The sequence below is a fragment of the Flavobacterium movens genome, from assembly GCF_039581425.1.
Taxonomy (GTDB): domain Bacteria; phylum Bacteroidota; class Bacteroidia; order Flavobacteriales; family Flavobacteriaceae; genus Flavobacterium; species Flavobacterium luteolum.
Map to the genome: position 1 here is coordinate 206,319 of NZ_JBCPXY010000006.1, position 22,301 is coordinate 228,619.

The following is a 22,301-nucleotide window of genomic DNA, read 5'->3' on the forward strand; positions in this document are numbered from 1 at the left end:
GTTTAATTTTTGACAGAGCTGTGTAATGTTGTTCCTTGACTTAATTTTTTAATTTTTTTCTGAGTTTCTTCTAAAAGTATTTCAGACGAAATATCAGTTTCAATGGCTTTTAAAACAGTGCCGTCAATAAGTTGAGCTACTTTTGGCCAAATTGGGGTTTGAGGCAGTGTTAGGGCATTTTCATGAAGCATTTCCAGTTTATGATAAAACGGAATTAATGTATTGATTTCTTCATCTTTCCAAGTCGATTTTCGGCATCCAATACCGCCTTCAGTAGTTAATAATTTATCACTTTCTGGCGTTGTTGCAAAACGTAAAAAATCATAAGCTAGTTTTTGGTGTTTGCTTCCGGAACCAATGGTATACAACCAATATACATTTAAAGAAGCGGTTTTGTGGCCTGGATCGGATGGGAGGGAAGTGATATCGATTTTTCCTTTCACTTTCGATTCTTCGATCACTTCTGCCATAGAAGCAAATCCGAACCAGTTGATGGCCATTGCGGCTTGTCCTTCGGCGAAAGCCAAACCTGCTTCAACAGAACCAAATTCTCTAGATTTTGGATGAACCGCATTTTTGTTGTTGACCATTTTTCGATAAAAATCTAATGCTTTTATTGCAGCTTCGTTATGAATGTCAATCTGATTTTTGTTGTTTAATAAAGAACCGCCACGTGTCCATAATTGCAGACAGAAGTCAAAAACCATATTATGTCCGTCTGGATAATTGGCAAAAACAGCACCGTATAAATTTTGCTCGGGACGATTAAAAAATGTGGCAATTTCTGAAAATTCCTGCCAAGTTTTTGGTGTTGAAAGTTCGTAACCAAACTGTTTTTTAAAATTCTCTTTCTCCGTTTCGTTTTCGAATAAATCTTTACGGTAAATCAAACATTCTGGGCCGTCGTGAAAAGGAAGTCCGAAAATGCCGTTACTTAGTTTCTGCAAATGCAAAAGCGATTTATGCCATCCAAAAGGATAATTTTCTGGCGGATTTTCTCCAATTAATGGAAATAAATTAAGAACCGCATTTTCGTTTACAGCATCAAAAATCCAATCGGTATTGATATGAGCAATATCCCATTTTCCTTCTTTTAAACCTTTTTCAGAAATGGTAGTTTCATACAAATCATGAAGTTCTAATGCAACCATTTCGGCTTCAATTTTTATATTATTTTGAAGTGAAAATGCATCCCACAACTTTTGAAGTGTACTTTCGAAAGGATCGAATTTACGAACGGCGATTCTAATTTTTTCCATTAACAGTCAATAAATTCTTTAATAATTTTCTCGTTGTCCTGACCTAGTTTCGGCGAACCTTTTCCAGAAGTTAGATATTCGCCGTCGATTTTTATCGGACAGCGAGTTGTTTTATAGGTATAACCGTCAAGCATTTCAACTTGCTGGGTAAAATTCAAAACCTTAAATCCATCTTCAGCAAATAACTGCTGATAGTTTAAAACTCCTGCACACCAAATGTCGGCTGGTTCTAAAATATCCAACCAAAACTGTGTTTCCTGCGTTTGCAAATGATCCGCAAGAATATTTTTGATTTCGTCTCTAAGCGTAAATTTATTTTCAGGAAATTGCAATAAAGCATCACATTTCAGCAGAGAAGCCAAAACAGGAATCGACCCCATTGCCAATGCTAAATAACCGTTTTTCGTTTTGTAAATTCCGTATGGAGCGCCCAAATAAGCGTGTGCATTATTGGTTTTAGTTCGAACAGGCAATTCGCCTCCGTCATTAAAATAAGTCGTAATGGTTTCAAATTGAAAATCAAACGCCGATTCCAACATACTGATTTGAATTTGTGCGCCAATATTATGCGTTGCTTTTCGGTATAAAGCGGCTAAAATTCCTTGCGCTAAATGAGCTCCAGCAAGCATATCTACAATCGACAATCCCATTGGAACTGGACCATCTTCTTGATTACCGCTCAACCAAGTTAAAGCGGTTAATGACTGTAAAAGCAAATCTTGACCCGGCAAATCTTTCAAATCGAGATGTTCTCCAAAACCTGAAATAGATCCATAAATCACATTCGGATTAATGTTTTTTACATCTTCATAACTTAGTCCGATGCGTTCCATAACTCCAGGTCTGAAATTATGCATGACAACATCAGCTTTGGCTAATAATTTTTTTAGTTTTTGAAGTTCTTCAGGCTGTTTAAAATCAATCGCAAAAGATTCTTTGTTTCTGTTGATAGTATGAAAAACAGACGATTCGCCGTTCATAATCAAATCAGAAGTATATAAAGTACGGCAGATATCTCCCGTTCCTGGTTTTTCAATTTTTATTACGCGCGCTCCCAAATCTGCCAAACGCAAACTCGCCGACGGACCCGAAAGAAACTGACTGAAATCTACAATTAAATAATCTTCTAATGGTTTCATTTTTTTATTCGTTTAACCGTTTTTATAATTTAATCGTTTAATCGTTGTATTTGGTTAACCGTTAATTCGTCGATTTGTTTAATACGATTAAACGATTAAACAAATAAACGATTCAACAATCTATCGAATAAACTCTTCGTGTATACTTAAATTATCTTGACCTACTTTTGGCGCTGCTTTTTCGCTTATTAAAATTTCGCCATCTAACTGAATCGGACTTCTGGTTGTTACCAAAGTTTCGCCTTCGGTATTTTTTACGGTTTGTTTTAGCTGTAATTCAGTTACAAAAGGCTGATTGTCTAGTTCTTCGTAATTGAAAACTTTTCCGCACCAAATGCCTTCTTTCTGCAAGATTTCAATCCAATAATCAGATGTTTGGGTTTGAATTCTTTCGCTCAAAATCGTTCTGATTTCGTCGCGTTTTTCAAACCAAAGGTGTTTATCAGCGAAAGCATTTAAATCTAAACCTAAAGTTTTTCCAATAAAAAGTAAATCGCCCATTGCAAGAGATAAATAACCGTCTTGCGTTTGGTAAACTCCGTAAGGAGCACTTAGAAAAGCATGTGCACTTCCTTTAATATCGCCACGCTCAGGTAATTGACCGCCATCATTTAAGAAAGAAGTAATGGCTTCAAATTGCACATCAAGAATTGATTCTAACAGACTTACTTCTACCAAAACGCCTTTTTTAGTTTTAGCTCTTTTTAGAAGTGCTGCTAAAATTCCTTGTACAAAATGATTTCCGCACATTAAATCGGCTACAGCCAAACCAAAAGGAACTGGGCCTTGGCTTTTGCGTCCACTTAACCAGCTTAATCCAGAAAGCGATTGCAATAATAAATCTTGTCCAGGTTTTTTTGCCCACGGGCCTTCATTTCCGTAACCTGTAATGGTTCCGTAAATAATTTGCGGATTAATAGAAAGCGTATTTTCAAAATCTAAACCGATTTTTTCCATCACTCCAGGTCTGAAATTATGCGTCATAATATCAGCCTTTTCGATTAGTTTTTTAATTAAAACCAAATCGTCAGGATTTTTCAAATCGGCAGCAAAAGATTGTTTGTTTCTATTAATCGTATGAAAAAGTAAACTGCTATCGTCTACAAATAAATCTTTGATGCTCAATTGTCTGCAGGCTTCGCCTTTTACAGGACGCTCGATTTTGATGACGCGTGCGCCCAAATCGGCTAGTTTTAATCCTGCCGAAGGCCCTGCCAAAAACTGACAGAATTCCAGAACAATTAATCCTTCTAAAGGTCTCATACGGTCTGAATTTTTAGAGATTCCGCGTAAAGCAAATTCATTTCTTCCAATACTTTTACTTCATCTCCGCCATTCATTAAATAGTTGCGAACCACATCTCCAGCGTGATCTTGGAAATACATGTGACCATAATATCTTGGGCGAAGGAAAGCACGTTCTAAAGCTGGTAAGGTATTTTTGAAATAATCGTGCGTTACGCTATTGATTCGATCACTTTTCCAAGCTTGCAAATGTCCTGGCTGACCGCCATTATCGGTATAAATATTCTGCTGAACTTGTGGCGAACACGTAAATTCAGCATATTTTATGGCTGTATCAATATGTTCACTGAATGAAGAAACCGCTAATCCAGTTCCTCCCAAAGAAGAAATCATCGGATTATCATTCAATTTTACTAAATCATAAAAATGTAAAAGGTTTTGGCTGTAGCCAATGCGAGAATAGTTAGAATAACCATAAGCAAACGGACAATACGCAATTTCGTCTGAATTGACCATCGCTTCGTAAACCTGAATTGGATTACGGTTAAAGTTTTTAGGATCAATTAATTGAGCTAATTCTCTAAACATTTGAAGCGCTTTGATTCCTGTTGTTTCAGAAATCACTTTTTCTTCAGAAAGAAAAGGAGCTTCGCCCAAACTGCAGCAAAACATATAAAAGCTCATTAAAACGTCTACTGGAATTCCAGCAAAGGCAACTAAACCTTTTTTAGCTAATGCCAATAATTCATCATAAGTTTTAGGAACTTCCAAATTGTTTTTCTGTAAAAGATCCAAGCGGGCAGAGGCAACCGGAGTTGCAGCATCAATTGGAAGCGCCCATAATTTATCATGAAAAACATAACTTCCGTATGATTTCCCAACGGTGTTAATTTCTTGATCTTTAATATATTCGTTTGATAAATAATCAGATAACGGAAGAATCGCTTTGGTTTGCGCTCCAAAACCTGTCCAAGGATGATCGATTACCAATAAATCAAATCTTTTGGCTAAATCTTCAATAGAAGCATCTGCAAATTCTTGTAAGCTTCTTTTTTCCCAAGAAATTTCAACATCAGGATGTAGTTCTGTAAAACGCTGTGATGTGGCAACCATTGGTAGTAAACCTCTTGTATGATTCCAAGTTATGCCTTTTAATTTTATCATTTTTATATAGGAATTTTGGGTAGTGAAATCGTTTGAAATAATAAATGTAAAAAATACAATTACAAAAGTAGAAATAAGATTTAAATGCACAAGAAATCCTTTATTTATTAAAGAATCTTTTTGCATAATAGGAGAATTAGTGATATAATTTTTACAAACCGTCTAAAAAATGTTATAAAAATTTAAAGTTTAGTTATTTTAAGAATAGGAAAATGAAATATATCTCGGATATTAATTTTTAAAAAGTATTTTTGTAATTGTATTTTTTACATTTATTAATTCTGCTTTGCTTTTATAAAGGATTTTGAATGAATAATAAGTAGAATTTCTAAGATGATTATGCGATTGATGGATATCTTTCATCAGAAATAATAAACTAACAATTAAAAATATACGATTATGAAATTAATACGTTTTGGAGAAATCGGAAAAGAGAAACCTGGAGTTTTAATTGGAGAAAAGAGATATGATGTTTCTTCGATTGTAACCGATTTTAACGAAAGTTTCTTTGAAGAGAGCGGATTAGAAAAATTACAAAAAGCACTAGAAAATAACCCGACTTTACCAGAAGTTGATGCTTCTGTACGTTTGGGTTCGCCAGTAGCAAGACCTTCAAAAATTATCTGTATTGGATTAAACTATATCGATCACTGTAAAGAAACAAACGCTCCGATTCCGACAGAACCGATTATTTTCTTCAAATCAACAACTTCTTTGTGCGGTCCAGATGATGATTTGATTATTCCAAAAAATAGCGAAAAAACCGACTGGGAAGTAGAATTGGCTTTTATAGTAGGAAAAAAAGCAAGTTATGTTGAAGAAGCAGAAGCTTTAGATTACGTTGCGGGTTATGCTTTATTGAATGATTACAGCGAAAGAGCTTTTCAATTAGAGCGTGGCGGTCAATGGGCAAAAGGAAAAGGAAGCGATACTTTTGCGCCTCTCGGGCCATTTTTGGCTACAAAAGATGAAATCGCTGATGTTGACAATTTAAAGATGTGGCTGACGGTAAACGGTAAAAAATTCCAAGACAGCAATACCTTAAATTTAGTTTTCAAAATTCCTTATTTGGTACATTATTTAAGTCAGTTTATGACTTTACTTCCGGGCGATATTATCAGTACAGGAACGCCTCCGGGAGTTGGCTTAGGAATTAAACCAGATCCGATTTATATTAAAGCAGGCGATGTTGTTGAACTTGGAATTGAAGGTTTAGGAACAAGCAAACAGAAAGCTGTAGCATATCAAAAATAAAAATTAAGAAAGTATAAAATGAAATATATTGTTTGCGAAAAACCTCAGGAATTTCTATTAAAAGAAACCAGTATTCCAGAACCAAAAGAGGGAGAAGTTTTATTGAAAATTAAAAGAATCGGAATCTGCGGAACTGATATTCATGCTTTTGGTGGAACTCAACCGTATTTTGAATATCCAAGAATTTTAGGTCACGAATTGGCTGCAGAATATGTAAAAGGAAATGCTGCAGGTTTTAAACCGGGAGATAAAGTAACTTTTATTCCGTATTTTAACTGCGGAAAGTGTGTTGCCTGCAGAAACGGATTGACAAATTGCTGTGTAAATATCAAAGTTTTCGGAGTTCATATTGATGGCGGAATGGCGGAATATGTTTCGATTCCAGAACAATATTTATTGCACGGTCAAGGTTTAGATTATGATGAATTGGCTTTGGTTGAACCTTTGGCAATTGCGGCGCACGGAGTTAGAAGAGCGGCTGTAAAACCAACTGATACTGTTTTGGTAATGGGAGCAGGACCAATCGGAATTGGATTGATTCAGTTTGCTAAAATCGCTGGAGCAAAAGTAATTGTAATGGATATCAATGATTACAGATTAAATTTCTGTAAAACAGAACTAAATGCTGATGAAACGATTAATCCGTTGAACGATGATGTCGCTCAAAAATTAGCTGAACTAACAAACGGAGATATGGCAAATGTAGTAATTGATGCAACTGGAAATCAAAAAGTAATGAACAGCGCTTTTAATTATATTTCACATGGCGGAAGATTTGTTTTGGTTGGACTTCAAAAGGGAGAATTAAGTTTTAGTCATCCAGATTTCCACAAAAGAGAATCGACTTTAATGAGCAGTAGAAATGCAACAATCGAAGATTTCGAATATGTGATGAAATGTTTGAAAGAAGGCAAAATTGATCCGAAGAAATACATCACGCACAGAACAAGTTTCTCTGAAATGATTACTGATTTCGGGAATTTGATTGATCCGAAAAATAATGTGATTAAGGCGTTAATTGAAATTGATTAATTTGTGAAAAGTGAAAAGTAATATGTGAAATGTGATTTTCATTGCACGAATACAAAGCGATTTAATTTTTAGATTTCACTTTTCACATTTTACATCTCACATATCACTTTTCACAAAAGACATTTTACAAATCACATCTAACACAAAAAAGAAATGGATTTAAACTTAAAAAATAAAATAGTTGTCGTTTCTGGTTCGGCTGGAAAAGAAGGAAGTATTGGAGAAACGATCGTAAACCGATTGGCAGATGAAGGTGCCATTCCGGTTTTAGTTGACAGGAATGCAAGAGGTTTCGAATACGTAGAAAGGCTTCAAAAAAGAGGAGTTAATTCACTATTTGTACAAACTGACGTAACCGATCCTGTTGCGATAGAAAATGCTGTAAATGTAATTGGAGCTAAATATGGGAGAATTGATGCCATAATTAATAACGTTGGTGTAAATGATGGCGCAGGATTAGATTCAAGCTACGAGGATTTTATGAATTCATTGAAATTGAATGTAGTAAGTTATTTTTTATTGGCTAAATATGCACTTCCATACTTAAAAGAATCAAGAGGAAATATTTTAAATATTGGTTCAAAAGTGGCTTTAACAGGGCAGGGAGGAACTTCTGGTTACGCTGCTGCGAAAGGCGGCGTTTTGGGATTGACCAGAGAATGGGCTGTAGATTTGATTCAGTACGGAATTCGTTCAAACGCGATTATTATTGCAGAAAGCTATACGCCAGCTTACGAAGATTGGATAAAAACATTGCCAGACGGACAAACTGTTTTGAATAAAATCAATAAAAGTATTCCGTTAGAAAGCCGTATGACCAAAACAGAAGAAATTGCGGATACGGCTCTTTTTGTCATTTCAGAAAAATCATCGCATACCACAGGACAATTTGTTTTTGTAGATGGAGGTTACGTACATTTAGACCGTGCATTAATCAGCGATGTTAATTAAGAAATTATGAGTAAAAGAATAGATTCCCATCAGCATTTTTGGAAGTTTGATCCCATTAGAGATAGCTGGATTGATGAAACTATGCAGAATATCCAAAGAGATTTTCTTCCTGAAGATCTACAGCCATTATTAAATGCAAATCAGTTTGAAGGTTGTGTTGCTGTTCAGGCTAGCCAATCGGAAGTAGAAACGCATTTTTTATTGGATTTGGCTTCTAAAAATGATTTCATAAAAGGAGTTGTCGGCTGGATCGATTTACGAAATGAGAATATTGTTGAACGTTTGCAATTCTTTTCAGATCAAAAAAAGCTGAAAGGTTTTAGGCACGTAGTTCAAGGTGAAGCAGATGATTTTATGTTTGGAAAGGAATTTAGAAGAGGAATCGCAGCTTTAAAGCCATTCAATTATACTTACGATATACTGATTTTTGAACGTCAATTACCAGCGGCAATTAGTTTAGTTCAAGATTTTCCAAACCAAAAATTTGTAATCGATCATATTGCAAAACCAGATATCAAATCAGGAAGTATTGATTCTTGGAAAAAGGGAATTCAAGAAATTGCAAAGTATGAAAACGTTTGGTGTAAAATCTCAGGAATGGTCACAGAAGCCGACTGGAAAAACTGGAAACCAGAAGATTTAAAGCCGTATTTAGATGTTATTTTTGAGAACTTTTCAGTTAATAAATTAATGTACGGCTCAGATTGGCCAGTTCTAAATGTTGCTTCGGATTATAACGAGGTTGTTAAAATTTTAGAAGATTATATTTCAAAGTTTTCTATTGAAGATCAGAATAAGATTTGGTTTGAGAATGCGAATGCATTTTATGATCTAAATAAATAGAGAATATAAAAAAACAAAAAAGCGTAAATTTAATATTTACGCTTTTTTTTCTTCCTCTTTGTTAAAGTTCAAAACTTTGACAAAGATTCTAATCGCAAACTTGTCTAATATAGCCCGTGGTTTCAACCACGGGAACACAATACAGGACGTTACAATATTGCGTCCCCGTGGTTGAAACCACGGGCTATATTTGAAAATTGGCTTCTTGTATTTCTCCCTTTGACAGAAATACAAAATAGTTTATTTTACTGTTTCAAAACATCATTTTCCGGAGCCCATTTCTTCTGCCATTCAGGATATTTCTTCAGAGCCTTTTCAGGTTTATCGGTGTACCAAGCATAGCCCGTTCTTCTTTCACGGCTTACTTCGGCTAAAGAATATAAAAACTCACTGTCACGATCAGAGAATAAAGGACGATGTGTTTTTAATTCGTAATAACGAGTCCAAATTGGCGGAGCAGTTGTATCGTGTACGACTCTTACGTCATTTTTGATTTTCTTATATTTAGATTCCATTTCTTCAGCAGCAAAACTTTCAACTCTGGTATTATAGATTTTAGAATCCTGAAACCATTTTATTGCGCCTTGCACGGCATTAATAATTTTCTCATTTGGATTATCAATATCCATTAAAAACAAAACAACATCAACACTTTCGGCATTACAGATGCTTGGCGGTTCAAATTTACGTGCCCATGCAGGTTCAAGAGTTATTTCGTCGTGTTGCTGGCACCAAGCAGTCAATTTTCCATTATCTTTAATTTGCATTTTCAAAATACAATCCAATCCTTTTTGGTAAGCATTAGCTACTTTTTTTCTGGTTTTAGCGTCAATAAAAGCATAATCAGGATCATTATTTACAATCTTTTTTAAAAGATTCATGATGCCCATATACGCTCCATCATTAAAAGTAATGTGTCGACTATAACCTTTTTCTAAAGGAAAATATTGTGGCCAGCCTCCATTTGAATATTGTGCTTTTATGACAAAATTAATACCTTTTAAACACCCATCTTTATATTTCGGATCTTTTGTGAGCGTATAAACCTGTGCCAGATAATGAATATGAGTATAAGTCGTTTCATTATCGAAAGTAGTATGTTCTATGTATTTTGTTTTAACTACGCTATCTATTTGCTGTGGCGTTAAAATAGCTTTCATGTCATAATTCTTTGGCCACCCACCATTATCACGCTGGAAATACAGAATATTATCTGCAATTTTAGTATAATCTGTTTCAGCATATTTCGGCTGATTCGGAATCGGATTTATGATATTGGTTTTGTCTTTTATAAAGTACCAATGGTTAGTGCCATCAGTAAAAGGTTTTGTACTGATTTCGCTATTTGACTGTGCATTAGAGCATAAAAATGAAAAAACACAAAACGCAGATGCCAGTAATTTCGAGCTATTTATGGAATTGAACATAGAATCTCGTTTTTAGAATTTAACAGCTTTCTTAGGCACGTTTTTATCGATAGTAGTCGTCTTAGAAAAATTAGCTGAAGAACCGCTTAAATCAATGTTCTTGCTCGCTTCACCATTAATTGTAATCGCATTTGATGAAGAAGGATTAAACTCGATGTTTTTTAGCGAAAGGTTTTTAGTATTGTAAATTTCGAAAGCATTTTTAGCCTCAATATCCAATTGTGCGTTGCTGATTTTAATTCCGTTAGCATCAATTATAGAAAAGCCTTTTTGTGCTTTCGCAATTAGATTTGTGATTTCAATATTTTCTAAATTCATTTCAGGAAGACCTTGTAAAAATACTGCTTGCTGAGCACCTTTAATAGTGATGTTTTTAATCGTAATGTTTTTGAATTGAGGTGTTTCAACCGTTACAGGCATTGCTTTATTAACGATTTTATCGCCACCTTCTTCCAATGTTTCAGCTATTGATTTTCCACCATAATACAAATTAAAAGAAATAGCCTGAGACGGAATATCAGTCATGTATATATCCGAAATAAATATATTTTCTACCACACCGCCTCTTCCGCGCGCACTTTTAAAACGAAGTCCTACATCTGTTCCCATAAAGGTACAATTAGAAACATGAAGGTTTTTTACACCGCCAGACATTTCGCTTCCTACTGTAACGCCTCCGTGACCGTGATATACGATATTGTTTCTCACTATAATGTTTTCGCAAGGAATACCCCTTTCACGTCCGTCTTTATCTTTTCCAGATTTAATACAGATGGCATCGTCTCCTACATCAAAACTAGAATTTTCAATCAATACGTTTTTACAGCATTCTACATCAAGCCCGTCTCCGTTTTGAGAATACCAAGGATTACGGACGCTTACATTTCTAACAATCAAATCTTCTACCATAAAAGGATGGATATTCCATGCTGGCGAATTCTGAAAAACAGGTCCGTCAAATAAAACTCTTTTACTGTTTTGAATGCTTACCATTACTGGACGCAGAAAATCATGAATGGTTTCAAATTCTTCTTTTGTTTTTAAATCTGGGCGCACATTTTGGTCAGCGCCTTTTGAGGCATTCATAAAAACCTCTGAAGGATACCAGCTCGTTTTTTCTTTATTTAAAACACCACCTCTTGAAATTACTTCTTTCCATTGGCTTTCCGTTACTTTACTTTTCTTAACCTGTCTCCATACTTCTCCCGAACCATCCCATACACCATTTCCTGTAAATGCTATATTTTCTAGATTTTTACCGTAGATAGGAGAGATACAACGCCAGGTGTTTAGACCTTCAAAATTGGTTTCAACTAAAGGATACAAAGTTTTGTCTGGAGAAAATTTTATCAGAGCACCCCTTTCAGCATGCATCTCAATGTTGCTTTTTAATATAATTGGGCCTGTAAGCCAGATCCCAGGAGGGATAATTAATTTTCCGCCGCCTTTTTTCGAAAGTGCATCAATGGCATCTGCAAAAGCTTTCGTATTCAAAACATAACCGCCATTTACTGCTCCAAAGTCTTTTAGATTCACACTGTAATTCGGAATTACAGGCTCTTGGATTTCAGCCATTTTAAACTCAATATTTTTATACGTGTCAGCAGTTTTTTGTGCCGAAGCTGTATTGAAACTCAAAGCAAAAGAGGCTAGGGCTACACATAAAAGGTTAATTCGGTTAGTTTTCATTCTTATTTGTATTATAGTTAAAAGTTTTTCAGGAAATCGATTTACTATTAATTCAGTTTTTTATCATGTGAATTTTTATTCAATAAATAAAATTACAGTTTTTTAATTTGAAATATTCAATGTAATCGATTACACAAATCTATTAAAAAAATAATATGAAATGACATTTTAGAAGAGTTTATCACAGATTTTTTATGAATTTAACTTTTTTTGATCGGGAAATTAGAAGATAGTTAAAAGCTAAATTTTCAAAGTTATTGTCTCAAAGTCAATATTACAGGAGGGTACAGGATGCCTGTCATTTTATATTCTTTTAAATTGTCCCAATTATTTGGTAAAAGTGTTAAAAATACATTTATTTGTAAAAATTATAGCGCTTTAAATAAATGCCTCGTAATTTTATCTAAAGAAAAAAATCAATACTATAAATAATGCATTTAATTTCCTTCAACAAATTACTGATTGTTTTTTTACTGGTATTCACACTTTCGGCAAGTGGAGCTGAAATCTGGGTGTCGCCATCAGGAAAAGATTCAAACCTCGGAACAAAATCAAATCCGCTGGCAACGGTTCACATGGCAATGCGAAAAGCCAGAGAGCTTCGTCGTTTAAAAGATCCATCAATAAAAGACGGAATCCGAATCATAGTAATGAATGGAACGTATTATTTAAACGAACCTTTATTTGTACGACCAGAAGATTCTGGAACAGCAGAAAGTCCGACAACAATTGAAGCCGATGTAAATGCAAGACCCATTGTAAGCGGTGGAATTGAAATTAAAAATTGGACAAAATCGACAACCGTTATCAACGGACTTAAAAAAGGATCAGTTTGGGTAGCCGATGCTCCTAAAAAAGCAGGAAGCCTAATTGACTACAGACAATTATGGGTAAACGGTAAAAAAGCGGTGAGAGCCAAAAATACTGCGGGAAGTACTATGGAGCGTATTTTATCATGGAATCATCAGGAACAAACCTGCTGGATTCCGTTTAAGGATAAATCGGTAAAGTTCGAACCGGGAATGGAAATGTTTATTGTGCAATGGTGGTCGAATGCCAACTTGCGTATTAAAAATATCGAAGTACAAAAAGACAGCGCCAAACTTTCGTTTGAAGAACCAGAAAGCCGTATTCAAAGCGAGCATCCGTGGCCTGCTCCGTGGATTTCTAAAAATAACGGAAATTCGGCTTATTTCTTAAACAACGCTTTTTCGCTTTTAAATGAACCTGGTGAATGGTATTTGGACAAGAAAAATGCTAAAATCTATTATATTCCAAGAGCTGGAGAAGAAATTAATTCGGCAATTGTAATTGCGCCTGTTTTAGAAAATCTGGTTGAAGTAAAAGGAACGATCGATTCTCCTGTACATCATTTTCAATTTAAAGGAATTTCGTTTCAATACAGCAATTGGCTTCGTCCATCGCAGCAAGGTCATGTGCCGTTGCAGTCTGGTTTGTATTTGTTGGATGCTTATAAACTGAAACAGCCTGGAACACCAAATCAGACGAATTTAGAAAATCAGGCTTGGGTAGGAAGACCTCGCGGAGCGGTTGAAGTAAATTATGCCAATAATATTCAGTTTGAATCTTGCCGTTTTGAACATCTGTCTTCGACTGGTTTAGATTTAAATAAAGGAACCAATCACAATACTATAAAAGGGAATTTATTTAAAGATATCGGCGGAAGTGCCATTAATGTTGGAATTTTCTCTGAAGAAGCTTTTGAAGCACATTTGCCTTTAATCATAAAAGATGAAAGAGAAATGTGTTCTGATGAAGTGATTTCAGATAATTTGATCACCAACGTAACCAATGAAGATTGGGGAACTCTAGGAATCAGCGCTGGTTTTGTTCGAAATATTACAATTGAACACAACGAAATTTCGGATGTATCGTATTCCGGAATGGCAATGGGCTGGGGTTGGACGCATACGCCAAACGTGATGCAGAACAATAAAATTCTGGGAAATAAAATTCATCATTATGCCAAACACCTACATGATGTTGCTGGAATTTATACGCTTTCGGCTCAACCTGGTAGCCGAATTGAAGAAAATTATATCGACAAGGTTTACAATAGTCCATATGCTCACGATCCGTTTTTATGGCTGTATTTGTATACTGATGAAGGAAGTGAAGGTTTTACGATTAAAAACAACTGGATTGCCGAAAAGAAAATCCTTAAAAACCATAATGGTCCAAAAGGAAATATTTGGGAACACAATGATCCGTATGTAAGCACTAAGATAAAAGATGCTGCGGGAATTAGAGCGCCTTATAAAGATTTAGAAAAAGAAGTCGTAATCGATGAAAAATGGGGATTGCAGGAAATGCCAAAACCGTATGCGATTGAATTGATAGGTTCTAATTTTGATATCGAAAAAATTAAATCAACTTTAACTGGATTTAGAATTGTAGGTCAGGAATTGTACCAATGGAAAAATCATTTGATGATTTACGGAAAAATGAATCAGCCAGAAAGAACGAAGCGAAAATTAGCGGGTGCTTTTCCTTCTTTAGAAATTAAAATCTATGATGATTTGGTTTACGATTTCCAAAATTTCGAAAGATGTAAAGATTCAAAACCAGCATCAGATTGGGAAAATGTGGTTTTAACAGCGAATCTTCCAGCTGATGAAAAACTGCAAAAAGAATATGTAGAGTATCATAAAACACAATTCGAAAAATGGCCAGAAGTAGCCAAAGGATTCTGTAATGCCGATTTCCAGCAATTGCAGGTTTTCAAAAAAGACAGACAATTGATCTTAGTAATCAGTATTCCGAAAGGAGATAGTTTGGATAAACTAAATCCAAAAACAACTGAAAATAATCCTAAAGTAGATCAATGGAACGCCTTAATGAAAAAATACCAATCGGGAATTGAAGGCGCAAAACCAGACGAAACCTGGATTTTCTTAAGTAAAGTAGAAGTAGAAGCAAAAAAATAATACGTATAATAAACCCGACAGGTTTTTAAAACCTGTCGGGTTTAAACGCGAAAAAAATATTTTGCCACAGATTAAAGGATTTCCACAGATTAAAAAATCCATTTAATCCTTTTAATCTGTGGCAAAAAAACTAAAATCAACAATCAAAAATAATAAAATGCCATGTTAAAAATAGCCATTCTGGGACTTGGAGAAGGACGAAGTACAATGTCGGCTGCTATAGAAAGTTCAAAACTAGAACTCGTTAAAATATGCGACCGAAATGAAGAATTGTGTAAACAGCGAGCAAAAGAATTCGATTTTCATTCGTACACGACCAATTACGACGATTTATTGAATGATTCGTCAATTGATATTATCGCGATTTATACACCAGATCATCTTCACGCGCAACATGTAAAACAAGCTTTATTAAGTGGAAAACATGTTGTTTGTACAAAACCTTTTATCGATGATCTTTCGGATGCAAAAGAATTGTTAGAATTAAGCAAATCGACAGGAAAGAAAGTTTTCATTGGGCAAAGTTCTCGTTTCTTCGAACCAGCCAAAAGACAAAGAGCCGATTATGAAGCAGGTTTAATTGGAGATTTGATTACCATTGAAGCACAATATCATGCCGATCACAGATGGTTTTTAAAGAAAGAATGGTCGCTTTTGCAATCGTTTAAATGGTTGTACGGAGGTTTGAGTCATCCCGTAGATTTCATCAGATGGTATTTGCCAAATATTCAGGAAGTGATGGGGTACGGAATGATTAGCAGTAACGGACAAAATGCAGGATTAAAAAATGAAGATACGATGCATTTTATCTTCAAAGCAACTGACGGTAGAATTGCACGTGTAAGTGGTGTTTACACTTCGCCGACTCAGCCAGCACAACGCGACAGCGGAATGAGTACGATTTTAAGAGCTACAGAAGGAGCTAGCCAAGCTGATTATCACGAATTGCGCTATGCCGTTACAGACAAAACAGGCGAAGAAAAAGTGATTACTTGGGGCGACAGTACGATAAAATATTATTTCCGTTTTGAAGGTCAAAGTCACCACGGCGGAGAATATCAGAATTACTTAGAATATTTTACAGATAGTATCGAGCAAGGTTTTGAAGCCTATCCAAACATGGAAGAAGGAATTGGAACCGTCGCTTTGTTACAAGCAATGGATAAATCTTTGCAAACTGGAATGCCGGTTAAAATTGCCGATATTCTTAACGAATACGGACTATGAACAGTATCTACGATAAATTAACCACGCTCGATTTTGTAATTGTTGCGGGTTATTTAGTGGCTTTATTGGTCATTGGATATGTGGTAAGTATGAAACAGAGAAAGAAAAACGAAACACTTTTTCTGGCCGGAAACTCCTTAAACTGGTACAGCATTGGGTTTAATATGTGGGGAACCAATGTTGGACCTTCCTCATTATTGGCTTTTGCGAGTATTGGTTACGCTACGGGAATTGTAGCAGGAAATTTCGAATGGTACGCTTTTGTGTTTTTACTGCTTTTGGCGATGGTTTTTGCACCAAGATATATTGCAAGTAAAGTAAGCACAATGCCCGAATATATGGGAAAACGTTATGGCGACAGTACACAGAATATTTTGGCTTGGTACGCTTTAGTAAAAATATTAGTAAGCTGGTTGTCTTTAGGATTATTTAGCGGAGGCGTTTTAGTACGTCAGATTTTGGGAATTCCAATGTGGCAGAGCGTTACGGTTTTAGTGATTTTCTCTGGAATTTTTACGTTTGCTGGAGGATTAAAAGCAATTGCAAAAGTGAATGTTTTTCAAATGATTCTGCTAATTGTCGTTTCGCTGACACTTTCTTTTTTAGGTTTGCAAAAACTGGGTGGAATAGATGTTTTAATTGCTAAAACACCTTCTAATTTTTGGAATTTAGTCCGTCCTTCAGATGATTCGCATTATCCGTGGCCTGCTATTTTGTTAGGATATCCTGTAGCAGCAGTTGCTTTTTTCTGTACCGACCAATCAATGGTTCAGAGTGTTTTAGGAGCCAAAAATCTGGAACAGGGACAATTGGGTGTAAACTTTATTGGATGGTTAAAAGTTATGGCTTTGCCGTTGTTTATTCTCCCTGGAATTTTGTGTTATGCCTTATATCCAGAATTAGGAAGCAATTCAGATTTAGCTTATATGACAATGGTTACGAATCTTTTCCCAAGTGGAATGAACGGTTTAGTAATCTGCGTGATGATTGCGGTTTTGGTGGGAACAATTGGTTCTTCGTTAAATGCTTTAAGCACCGTTTTTACAAATGATATTTATGTAAAGAAAATAAACCCATCGGCTACGATTCAAGATCAAATTAAAATTGGCCGTTTGACAATTGCTGCTGGATGTGTTTTTGCGATTCTAATTGCCGTTGCGATTGACAATATAAAAGGGCAGAATTTATTCAACATCTTTCAGGCGGTTTTAGGTTTCTTGGCGCCTTCGTTATCTGTTGTGTTCCTTTTGAGTGTTTTCTGGAAACGCACTACTAAAAAAGCCGTAAATGCAACGCTTTCTTGGGGTTCTGCCTTTAGTTTGTTTGTTGGAGTTTTATATCTATGGATTTTCCCTGCCGATAAATATCCAGTTTGGCCTCACTTTTTATTGATTTCGTTTTACATTTTTGCTACGCTTTTAATTGCAGCCGTTATTATTTCGTTAACCGATAAAAACCCTGAAGTTAATATTTCAGATGAAACGGATATTCCTAAAACGAGTAAAAAGGTAAAGCTTTTGTTTGGTTTGCTGGGATTGACAATTTTGGTTTTGTATTTAGTTTTTAATGGGAATTAAATTTTCTTCAAACTTTTATAATTTAAAAACGCTTCTTTGATAAAAGGAAGCGTTTTTTTATGCTTTTAAAAAAAATTACACACAATACAATAATCTTAAAAAGAAAGTAAATACCTGTTAAAAATTAAGATAAAATTGTAAGTTTGCTCTTAGAGATGACTTTTTTGAATTTAAGAAAATAGGAATCTTGCAGTAAAATTTGAATAGATTTAAAATGAACTATAGTTTAAAAGTTCGGTTTATATAAGAACTTTTGATTATCTTTGCTAAGTTGGTATTATGAGGATTATTGGGAAAAAGACAATTTTAAAAATTAAAAAGAAAAACATTGGCAATAAAAAATTATGCGATGAAATTGATAAACTAATTACTGATTTAGAGAAGTTTAATCCTAATCAGGATTCTATTAATGAGATTAGAAACGATGCAGATTGTGTACATAATGACGGTTTTTATTTCTTTAATATTAATATCCACAGAACACTTATATTAATCGAATTTGATGATGATGGAGAAGCTACAATTGTGTGGGCGGGGACGCATCAGGAATATGAGGCAACATTTAAAAACAACAAAACAACTATTGAAAAATGGTTAAGAAAAAATAGCTATATAGAGTAATGAAAACAGATTTTGATATAGAGAAAATAATAGAGAAAGGCATAATCACAAGCGAATTAGATTATGAAAGAGCTCTTATTGCTGACCGAAGATTAAGGCTTCTGGCGAAAGATAATACACATTTTAAAAACTTAAGATCTAATTTGCGTGATATTATTGAGAAGTATGAAAGTTTGGAATGGAATGATGTAAATGAAATTACTGATGAAAAACTTTTGGAAAGTGACAAGTCTGAACGCATAGCAGAACTAGAGAGATTATTTCTTGAAAATAGAAAACAAATAATAAGAAAGAAACTCAAAGAACTTGAATTGACCCAGGAAAACCTGGCTTTAATTTTAGGTCATAAAAGCAAAACTTATATGTCTGAACTTATGAATGGTATTAAACCATTTACGTTGAGAGATTTAATTGTTATAAATCGATTATTAAAAATAGAAATTGCGGTTTTGATTCCAGTATTCCTTTCAAAAGAAGATCAAACTAAAGTACAAGAAGCTGTAATAAAATTAGGTAAACCAAAGGTAAAGCTAGCCAGCGCTGATTTAGCTTTTTCGTAAATTTTTATTTTTAAACTTATAAAAAAGCGCTTTCCTAATAAGAAAGCGTTTTTTTATGATTTATTTCCTGTCGAAATCAGCAACTCCCGAATATCAACCTTCAAATATTTAGAAATCTCATAAAGTGTTTCAATAGAAGGCTGAGCTTCATTTGTACACCAACGTGAAACAGTCGATACAGTTTTCCCCAAATGATTGGCTAATTCCTTGCTAGTTCGATTGTTTTCAACCAAAACAACTTTTATTCTATTTAATTTAAGTTTCGACACAATGTTGATTTATTGATATTTCATGCAAATATCTTATAATTTAAATATAAGAAAAAGAATAATTGAAATCATCAAAGTTGCCCTAAAACGATAATTTAGTGTCTCAAAAATATTATTTGTAGTATAATTTTTACTATTTTTGTTTCAATGAAATAAAGATAAAATGAAACAATCAGCGAAAAGACGATTAAAAATTCAGCCAAAACATATTGCACGATCAGATCATCGATACGTTATATTTCCAGAAATTCGTCTTTGTGGAAAATGGCTTCAGGAAATCGGTTTTAATTTCGGGAATTTCGTAACGATTGAACATCAGCAAAATAAAATCATTATTACAACCAATAATGAAATTGAAACGAAATAAAAATCATCTGTTTAAATATAACCCGTGGTTTCAACCACGGGAACGCAATGTATAATATCCCGTTTATCAAAATACGTTTCCCGTGGTTGAAACCACGGGCTATGTTTTCAAAAATATTTTGTAAATACACAGATAAAATTTTGCTCGCAAAGTCGCTAAGACGCAAAGTTTTTTTATGAGTTGCCTCCAGTTTTAACTGGAGGTGTATGTAATTAAGAATAGAAAAGGCTCTAGCCAAAATTGTATATATTTTGGCTAAAGCCTTTTGAGCTTTGTATTTTTTTGCATCCCGATTTATCGGGACGCAATTAAAATCTTAAATTAAAAATAAAACTTTGCGTCTTAGCGACTTTACGAGATTAAATTATTCCTGAGCCTTCTTTTTCTTCTCTAAATTAGGCAAGAACCCAGTAATAACCCCAATTAAAGGCAGAAATGCACAAATCTTAAATACATATTCAATACTTGTAGCATCGGCAATTTTTCCTAAAATAGCAGAACCTAAACCGCCCATTCCGAAAGCAAATCCAAAGAAAAGACCCGCAACAAGTCCTACTTTTCCAGGCATTAATTCAGTTGCATAAACTAGAATTGCTGAGAATGCCGAAGAAAGAATCAATCCGATAATTACAGATAATGTTCCAACCCAGAATAAAGAAACGTAAGGTAACATCAAGGTAAAAGGCGCAACTCCAAGAATTGAAACCCAGATTACATATTTTCTGCCGTATCTGTCTCCAATTGGCCCTCCAATTAAAGTTCCTGCTGCAACAGCGCCCGAGAACAAGAATAAATATACTTGCGATTGCTGAATCGTAATATGGAATTTATCTATAAGGAAGAAAGTATAATAACTCGTAATACTGCTCATGTAGAAATACTTAGAGAAAATCAGAACCAAAAGAATAATTAACGAAGCAATTACTCGGTTTTTAGACAAATGATGCGTTTCTATTTGGTGAGAAGCTTTATTTGCATTTCTTTCAGATAAATGTGCCGTGTACCAAATCGCAATTTTATATAAAGCAAAAACACCAATTAACGCGATAATACAAAACCAAGCGATATAAGATTGTCCGTGCGGAATAACGATAAAAGCGGCTAATAAAGGTCCGATTGCACTTCCTGCATTTCCTCCTAATTGAAAAATAGACTGCGCCAAACCTCTTTTTCCGCCCGAAGCCAAATGTGCCACACGTGAAGATTCTGGATGGAAAATCGAAGATCCAATTCCGATTAAACTTACTGATAATAATAAGTTTATAAAACTCGAAGCGATCGAAACAAAGAAAAGTCCAACCATTGTAAAACACATTCCAACAATTAGCGAGTATGGTTTTGAGTTTTTATCGGTATACATTCCCACAAATGGCTGTAAAATAGACGCTACCATTTGGTAAGTTAGCGTAATAATACCAATTTGAGTAAAACTTAAACTAAAATTATCTTTTAAAAGCGGATAAATTGAAGGAACAACAGCCTGTAAAAGATCATTAATTAAATGAGAAAAACTAATGATGAATAAGATCGAATAAGTGGTTTTTTTAACTATGTCAGGATTTGCTTTAATAGTGTCCATGTGGTATTTTTTGATTTTTAAATTGGGTTTAAAAACAACAGTTGTATTATTTTTTGCAAAGATTAAAAGAATACTAATGTCAGAATTGCTATATTTGGACAATGAATAGTCAATATCGGACATATAGAGTAGCGACTGATTTTGGATATCAAGTAGATTCCTCGATCCCAGTTATAGGTTATACTGAAACAGTTAACAACGAAATGTGTATCTCGCACTCGCATCCAAGAGCTCAATTGATCTACGCAACTCGTGGTGTAATGAATGTTGTGGTGGGCAATAACATTTGGGTTGTAAATCCGTTGCAAGGCCTTTGGATTCCAAGCGGAGTAGAGCATCAAGTTACTTTTCAGAAAGACGTTAACTATTACAGTGTTTTTATTGACCCTTCTGCAATTGGAGGATTGCCAGAAAAGAGTTTTTCGTTTGATATTCCGATGTTTTTAAAGCAGTTGGTTTTCAAAATCATTTCTTTTGGAACAAGTGGCAACTTAACAGAATCACAATTAAGAATCATTTATGTCTTTTTAGATGAACTGGCTTTAATAATGCCAAGCGCCACTTTTTTGCCGACTACAAATGATGAAAGGCTACAGAAAGTGGTAGAACTTTTAATGAGTGATGTTTCGAGTAAACAAACAATTGATTATTATGCCGAACTTTCTTTTATGAGCAGCCGAACTTTATCGCGATTATTCATAAAAGAATTGGGAATGAATTTCAGCGATTGGCGCACCAGAATGAAATTACTTGAAGCCATTAAAAGATTAGGCGAAAAACAATCCATAAAAGAAATTGCTTTAGATTTAGGTTACGAAACAGCAAGTGCTTTTATTTATATGTTTAAAAAGCATTTGGGCAAAACGCCTTCTAACTATATTTTAGAAGATGAAAATGAATCTGAAAAGATGAGTGCTTAGATTGTAATTTACGCAAAAATAACCGCAATCATTGTCATTTCGACGAAGGAGAAATCTCCACGAGTAGCTCGACAAAGATTGGGCTTTCGTTATGGAGTTACGTGCGAAGAGCTATTCTACGTCGAAATGACAAAAAATACGCAAAATAAAAAATCTGTTTTCATCCGCGTCTTCGCGATAGCGAATCCGTCTCATCCGCGTCCCATAAAATTATAACATCATTTTTTTTAG

General features: G+C 34.6%; 19 protein-coding genes. 11 read left to right on the top strand and 8 right to left on the bottom strand.

Translation table 11 applies throughout. The features are described from left to right. Positions 1-2: 2 nt before the first annotated feature. From AAYQ05_RS12995 to AAYQ05_RS13010, 4 genes are all read right to left on the bottom strand, one after another. A complete protein-coding gene (locus AAYQ05_RS12995; RefSeq protein WP_343543865.1) occupies positions 3-1,259 on the bottom strand; it encodes an extracellular solute-binding protein in 1,257 nt (418 codons plus the stop codon). After that, on the bottom strand, positions 1,259-2,398 hold the full coding sequence (locus AAYQ05_RS13000; RefSeq protein WP_343543867.1) for a CaiB/BaiF CoA transferase family protein: 1,140 nt from the start codon (positions 2,396-2,398) through the stop codon (positions 1,259-1,261). Before AAYQ05_RS13000 ends, AAYQ05_RS12995 begins: the two co-directional genes overlap by 1 nt. 120 nt (positions 2,399-2,518) lie before the next feature. Next, positions 2,519-3,661 (bottom strand): CaiB/BaiF CoA transferase family protein, encoded by a 1,143-nt coding sequence (locus AAYQ05_RS13005; RefSeq protein WP_343543869.1) that lies wholly within the window; start codon positions 3,659-3,661, stop codon positions 2,519-2,521. After that, complete coding sequence (locus tag AAYQ05_RS13010; RefSeq protein ID WP_343543870.1) at positions 3,658-4,806, bottom strand: ABC transporter substrate-binding protein; 1,149 nt, start codon at positions 4,804-4,806, stop codon at positions 3,658-3,660. Before AAYQ05_RS13010 ends, AAYQ05_RS13005 begins: the two co-directional genes overlap by 4 nt. Before the next feature lie 399 nt (positions 4,807-5,205). Between AAYQ05_RS13010 and AAYQ05_RS13015 the strand changes: the two genes are divergently transcribed. From AAYQ05_RS13015 to AAYQ05_RS13030, 4 genes are all read left to right on the top strand, one after another. After that, positions 5,206-6,060, top strand: coding sequence for a fumarylacetoacetate hydrolase family protein (locus AAYQ05_RS13015; protein WP_343543872.1), 855 nt, complete (start codon positions 5,206-5,208; stop codon positions 6,058-6,060). Between the two features lie 18 nt (positions 6,061-6,078). Next, complete coding sequence (locus tag AAYQ05_RS13020) at positions 6,079-7,092, top strand: zinc-binding alcohol dehydrogenase family protein (RefSeq protein WP_343543873.1); 1,014 nt, start codon at positions 6,079-6,081, stop codon at positions 7,090-7,092. A 153-nt stretch (positions 7,093-7,245) separates the two neighbouring features. After that, complete coding sequence (locus tag AAYQ05_RS13025; protein WP_343543875.1) at positions 7,246-8,043, top strand: SDR family oxidoreductase; 798 nt, start codon at positions 7,246-7,248, stop codon at positions 8,041-8,043. Between the two features lie 6 nt (positions 8,044-8,049). Then, positions 8,050-8,886 (top strand): amidohydrolase family protein, encoded by an 837-nt coding sequence (locus tag AAYQ05_RS13030; RefSeq protein ID WP_343543876.1) that lies wholly within the window; start codon positions 8,050-8,052, stop codon positions 8,884-8,886. Between the two features lie 245 nt (positions 8,887-9,131). Here AAYQ05_RS13030 and pelA read toward each other — a convergent pair whose 3' ends face one another. Both pelA and AAYQ05_RS13040 read right to left on the bottom strand, forming a co-directional pair. After that, entirely contained in the window at positions 9,132-10,313 is a 1,182-nt protein-coding gene (gene pelA, locus AAYQ05_RS13035; RefSeq protein WP_343543878.1) for a pectate lyase, read from the bottom strand. Between the two features lie 12 nt (positions 10,314-10,325). Beyond that, positions 10,326-12,002: a glycoside hydrolase family 28 protein gene (locus AAYQ05_RS13040; protein ID WP_343543879.1), complete on the bottom strand. Its 1,677-nt coding sequence runs from the start codon at positions 12,000-12,002 to the stop codon at positions 10,326-10,328. 431 nt (positions 12,003-12,433) lie between these two features. Between AAYQ05_RS13040 and AAYQ05_RS13045 the strand changes: the two genes are divergently transcribed. The 5 genes from AAYQ05_RS13045 to AAYQ05_RS13065 all read left to right on the top strand — a co-directional run bounded on the left by AAYQ05_RS13045 (position 12,434) and on the right by AAYQ05_RS13065 (position 18,935). After that, entirely contained in the window at positions 12,434-14,950 is a 2,517-nt protein-coding gene (locus AAYQ05_RS13045; protein ID WP_343543880.1) for an L-rhamnose mutarotase, read from the top strand. Between the two features lie 162 nt (positions 14,951-15,112). Continuing rightward, positions 15,113-16,177: a Gfo/Idh/MocA family protein gene (locus AAYQ05_RS13050; protein ID WP_343543882.1), complete on the top strand. Its 1,065-nt coding sequence runs from the start codon at positions 15,113-15,115 to the stop codon at positions 16,175-16,177. Next, complete coding sequence (locus AAYQ05_RS13055; RefSeq protein ID WP_343543884.1) at positions 16,174-17,754, top strand: sodium:solute symporter; 1,581 nt, start codon at positions 16,174-16,176, stop codon at positions 17,752-17,754. The genes AAYQ05_RS13050 and AAYQ05_RS13055 overlap by 4 nt, the downstream gene beginning before the upstream one ends. Positions 17,755-18,033: 279 nt before the next feature. Beyond that, on the top strand, positions 18,034-18,375 hold the full coding sequence (locus AAYQ05_RS13060) for a type II toxin-antitoxin system HigB family toxin (protein WP_343543886.1): 342 nt from the start codon (positions 18,034-18,036) through the stop codon (positions 18,373-18,375). After that, entirely contained in the window at positions 18,375-18,935 is a 561-nt protein-coding gene (locus AAYQ05_RS13065; protein WP_343543887.1) for a transcriptional regulator, read from the top strand. The genes AAYQ05_RS13060 and AAYQ05_RS13065 overlap by 1 nt, the downstream gene beginning before the upstream one ends. Before the next feature lie 53 nt (positions 18,936-18,988). Here AAYQ05_RS13065 and AAYQ05_RS13070 read toward each other — a convergent pair whose 3' ends face one another. Beyond that, positions 18,989-19,204: a helix-turn-helix transcriptional regulator gene (locus tag AAYQ05_RS13070; RefSeq protein ID WP_343543888.1), complete on the bottom strand. Its 216-nt coding sequence runs from the start codon at positions 19,202-19,204 to the stop codon at positions 18,989-18,991. 163 nt (positions 19,205-19,367) lie between these two features. Between AAYQ05_RS13070 and AAYQ05_RS13075 the strand changes: the two genes are divergently transcribed. Further along, positions 19,368-19,571 (top strand): SymE family type I addiction module toxin, encoded by a 204-nt coding sequence (locus AAYQ05_RS13075; RefSeq protein WP_343543889.1) that lies wholly within the window; start codon positions 19,368-19,370, stop codon positions 19,569-19,571. A gap of 364 nt (positions 19,572-19,935) precedes the next feature. Here AAYQ05_RS13075 and AAYQ05_RS13080 read toward each other — a convergent pair whose 3' ends face one another. Next, complete coding sequence (locus AAYQ05_RS13080) at positions 19,936-21,150, bottom strand: MFS transporter (protein WP_343543891.1); 1,215 nt, start codon at positions 21,148-21,150, stop codon at positions 19,936-19,938. Positions 21,151-21,251: 101 nt separating this feature from the next. Here AAYQ05_RS13080 and AAYQ05_RS13085 point away from each other — a divergent pair, with 101 nt between their 5' ends. Then, complete coding sequence (locus tag AAYQ05_RS13085) at positions 21,252-22,070, top strand: AraC family transcriptional regulator (protein WP_343543894.1); 819 nt, start codon at positions 21,252-21,254, stop codon at positions 22,068-22,070. The last annotated feature ends 231 nt before the right edge of the window (positions 22,071-22,301 follow it).